This is a genomic window from Rhodoferax sp. (assembly GCF_014859475.1).
In the GTDB taxonomy this organism is placed as follows: domain Bacteria; phylum Pseudomonadota; class Gammaproteobacteria; order Burkholderiales; family Burkholderiaceae_C; genus Rhodoferax.
The window spans coordinates 1-3,419 of the sequence record NZ_JACUUE010000240.1 but is presented as its reverse complement, the minus strand read 5'-3'; the positions used below and the strand labels follow the sequence as shown (position 1 = coordinate 3,419).

Annotated in this window: 3 protein-coding genes; all 3 read right to left on the bottom strand. The window is 61.2% G+C overall.

Annotated elements, in window-relative coordinates:
- Positions 1 to 95: 95 nt before the first annotated feature.
- The 3 genes from IBX54_RS13705 to IBX54_RS13695 all read right to left on the bottom strand — a co-directional run bounded on the left by IBX54_RS13705 (position 96) and on the right by IBX54_RS13695 (position 3,068).
- Complete coding sequence (locus tag IBX54_RS13705) at positions 96 to 518, bottom strand: DUF86 domain-containing protein (protein WP_296543215.1); 423 nt, start codon at positions 516 to 518, stop codon at positions 96 to 98.
- Complete coding sequence (locus IBX54_RS13700) at positions 508 to 870, bottom strand: nucleotidyltransferase domain-containing protein (protein ID WP_296543214.1); 363 nt, start codon at positions 868 to 870, stop codon at positions 508 to 510. Before IBX54_RS13700 ends, IBX54_RS13705 begins: the two co-directional genes overlap by 11 nt.
- A 200-nt stretch (positions 871 to 1,070) precedes the next feature.
- Positions 1,071 to 3,068 carry an SDR family oxidoreductase gene (locus tag IBX54_RS13695; RefSeq protein ID WP_296543213.1) on the bottom strand — a complete coding sequence of 666 codons (1,998 nt, stop codon included), beginning with the start codon at positions 3,066 to 3,068 and terminating at the stop codon, positions 1,071 to 1,073.
- Between the last annotated feature and the right edge of the window lie 351 nt (positions 3,069 to 3,419).

Genomic DNA, 3,419 nt, shown 5'->3' with positions numbered 1-3,419 from the left:
CTTCTTGCACTTCGACTTCCATTGTTCATTTACTCCCGCAAAGCGTGCATTCTAGCCAAGGGGGTCAGCCGCAAATCGCCCAACCACTTTGGGCGTCACATTGTGTCGGACGGGCTTGCCCTGAGTAAGAATCGCACCACGAATTGGTCCTTTTCCTCTGCCAACAACGCAGTGATTTGGTCCATGCCAATGTTCATGTAGTCATGTACCAGTCGGTTGCGCAGGCCGATGACGGCATTCCACGCCGGCAGATCTTCCGGGGCAACAAGCTTGTTGTTGACCAAAGCACGAAAGGCATCGTAACCGGACACGGGAACCGGTTGATCGCTCGCTTTGAGCCACTGCTTGGCTTTTCCTATGGCGTTTTCAATGAGAATTTGCAAGGCATGCAACACACCACCCTGTTCCAGTGGTGTGAGCCCACGCCCTTGCTTGAGGATGGCTTTGGCTTGTGCCAGCAGAGCGCTTTGTTCGGCCGCAATGCGGGCTGTTTCAGCCTGGTACAGATCAAGCCGCATGACGCTGACTCCAATAAAAGTCTTCCAGGTCGCGCCAGGTGCGCTGCAAAAAATGCGCCCAGGCCAGCGAGTCCTGGCCGGTTAACGGCAAGCCCTCTTCGGCCACGCTGGCGCGCATGGCCAGGTTGGCACGGCGCAGCTCAATCAGGTCAATGGCATCAGGCGCCACCCTCAGCACGCCTGCCAGCGCGCGGCGCAGCGTCTCGGTCAGCCCCAACACGGTCAGCCAGTCAAGCTGCGGCGACCACTGCAAGGCGATGTCCCAGTCGCTGTCGTCTCGTGCCGTGCCGGTAGCGCGGCTGCCCACCAGCACGGCAAACTCAAGCTGTGGCTGCTCAAGCAGAGTTTGCACCAAGGTGCCAGCTACGGTCGGGGCAAGGCTTTGGGGTGGCATGTGGGTGCAATCAGGCTTTTCTTGTTTGAAACGGGTGCGGGGATGATGTTCCGTGGATTCTAATAAGTCTCCATCATCCGAGAGGAGCGCTGCGACGCGGCAATCCAGGAGTCATGGATGGCCACGTCCTTCGTCCTCGCCATGACGAGACCAAAGCATCAAAAATGAATCCCCTTCATCATCTGCTGCAGTGCCACCGCCTCGGCCGACAGCTGCTGCTTGGCGGGTTTGTCGCCCGGCTTGGCGCCCTTGGCCGCGGTCGAATCGGGGAACATCCTGAAGCTGGTGTTCATGGCAATTTGCGCCACGCGCGGCAAGGCGGCGTGCAGCAGTTGGCCGGTGATGCCGAGCCGGGTGGCGACGCGCACCGGCTTGAAGATGCAGGCCTGCGCGACCATTTCGGCGGCCTCCTCGGGGCTGAGCGTGGGCACGTTGTTGTACAAGTTGGTGGGTGCAATCATGGGGGTGCGCACCAGCGGCATGTTGATGGTGGTGAAGGTCACGCCCTGGTCGGCGAATTCGCTTGACGCACAGCGCGTCCAGGCGTCCAGCGCGGCCTTGCTGGCCACGTAGGCGCTAAAGCGCGGCGCGTTGGTGAGCACGCCAATGCTGCTGATGTTGACCACATGGCCATGGTGCTTGGCCACCATGCCGGGCAAGAAGCCGGTGGTCACGCGCAGGCTGCCGAAGTAGTTGAGCTGCATGGTGCGCTCGTAGTCGTGAAAACGGTCGTAGCTCGACTCGATGGCGCGGCGAATGGAGCGGCCCGCGTTGTTGACCAGAAAATCAACGCCACCGTGTTCTGCCGTCACTTTTTGCACAAAGGCCTCGCAACCGGCGGCGTCGGAAATGTCCACCGCATAAGCGATGAACTGGTAGCCGCGCGCCTTGGCCTGGGCGCAGGCTTCGTCAAGCTTGTGCTGGTCGCGCCCGCAAATCAGCGTGATGGCGCCGGCCTCGGCAAACTTGTGCGCCGTGGCCAGGCCAATGCCCGACGAGCCGCCGGTGATCAGCACCACTTTGCCGCCCACGGTGCCGCGCAGCGTGCGGTCGATGTGCAGCTCTGGGTCAAGGTGGCGCTCCCAGTAGTCCCACAGGCGCCAGGCGTAATCGTGCAGATTGGGGCATTCAACGCCGGTGCCCTTGAGCGCGGCCAGCGTGTCGCGGCAGTCAAAGCGCGTGGGGTAGTTGACAAAGGTGAGCATGTCTTCGGGCAGGCCCAGGTCTTTCATGATGGCCGCGCGCACGCGGCGCACCGGCGCCAGCGCCATCATGGCCTTGGTGACGTTGCGCGGCACAAAACCGAACAGCGCGGCGTTGATGAACAGGTTCATCTTGGGCGCGTGCGCGGCCTTGCTGAAAATGTCGAGCACATCGCCCACGCGGTAGCCCACCGGGTCCACCAGGTGGTAACACTTTTGGTTGATGTCTTTTTGGTGGCTGATGGTGGCCAGCGCCGCCACCACAAAGTCCACCGGCACGATGTTGATGCGCCCACCCTCCAGCCCGATCGACGGCAGCCACGGCGGCAGCAACTGGCGCATGCGCTGGATCAGCTTGAAGAAGTAGTACGGCCCGTCGATCTTGTCCATCTCGCCGGTGCGGCTGTCGCCCACCACCATCGCCGGGCGATACACCGACCAGGGCACTTTGCACTCGGTGCGCACGATCTTTTCGCTCTCGTGCTTGGTCATGAAATACGGGTGTTCGTAGTTCTCGGCCTCGTTGAACATGTCTTCGCGGAACACACCCTCGTAAAGCCCGGCGGCGGCAATGGAGCTCACATGATGAAAGTGCCCAGCTTCAATGGCGCGGGCCAGCTCGACCGTGTTGCGCGTGCCTTCCACGTTGACCACAATCTGGCTGGCTTCGTCTGCGCCCAGGTCATAAATGGCCGCCAGATGGTAGAAATGATCAACCTGGCCTTTGAGCATTTTGATGTCTGACGCGGCAATGCCGAGCTTTTTGCTGGTCAGGTCGCCGGTGACAGGAATCACCCGCGCGGCGCTGGCACCGCAGAACTCGCGCAGCGCTTTGACCTTGCCCTCGCTGCCGTGGCGAACCAGAAAATAGACCACCGTGCCCTTGCGCTCGAGCAGTTTCTTGACCAGCCGCTTGCCAATGAACCCGGTTGCCCCTGTAACGAAATAACGCATGTGTGCCTCCAAAAATAAGGGTGTTATTTTTGCCTGAATTGAGCCAGCCCCGCTGTATCGTAAACCCGTGGAGACCCTTCCCGTCATCGCGAGGAGCAACGCGACGTGGCGATCCATGACTACCGGACTGCATGGATTGCCGCGCTTCGCTCGCAATGACAGCAGGCCCGTCATCGCGAGGAGCAACGCGACGTGGCGATCCATGACTTCCGGACTGCATGGATTGCCGCGCTTCGCTCGCAATGACAGCAGGCCCGTCATCGCGAGGAGCAACGCGACGTGGCGATCCATGACTTCCGGACTGCATGGATTGCCGCGCTTCGCTCGCAATGACAGCAGGCCCGTCATCGC

Coding starts and splice junctions, on each gene's coding strand:
- IBX54_RS13695 (WP_296543213.1), bottom strand. CDS start 3,068: ATGCGTTATTTCGTTACAGGGGCAACCGGGTTCATTGGCAAGCGGCTG.
- IBX54_RS13705 (WP_296543215.1), bottom strand. CDS start 518: ATGCGGCTTGATCTGTACCAGGCTGAAACAGCCCGCATTGCGGCCGAA.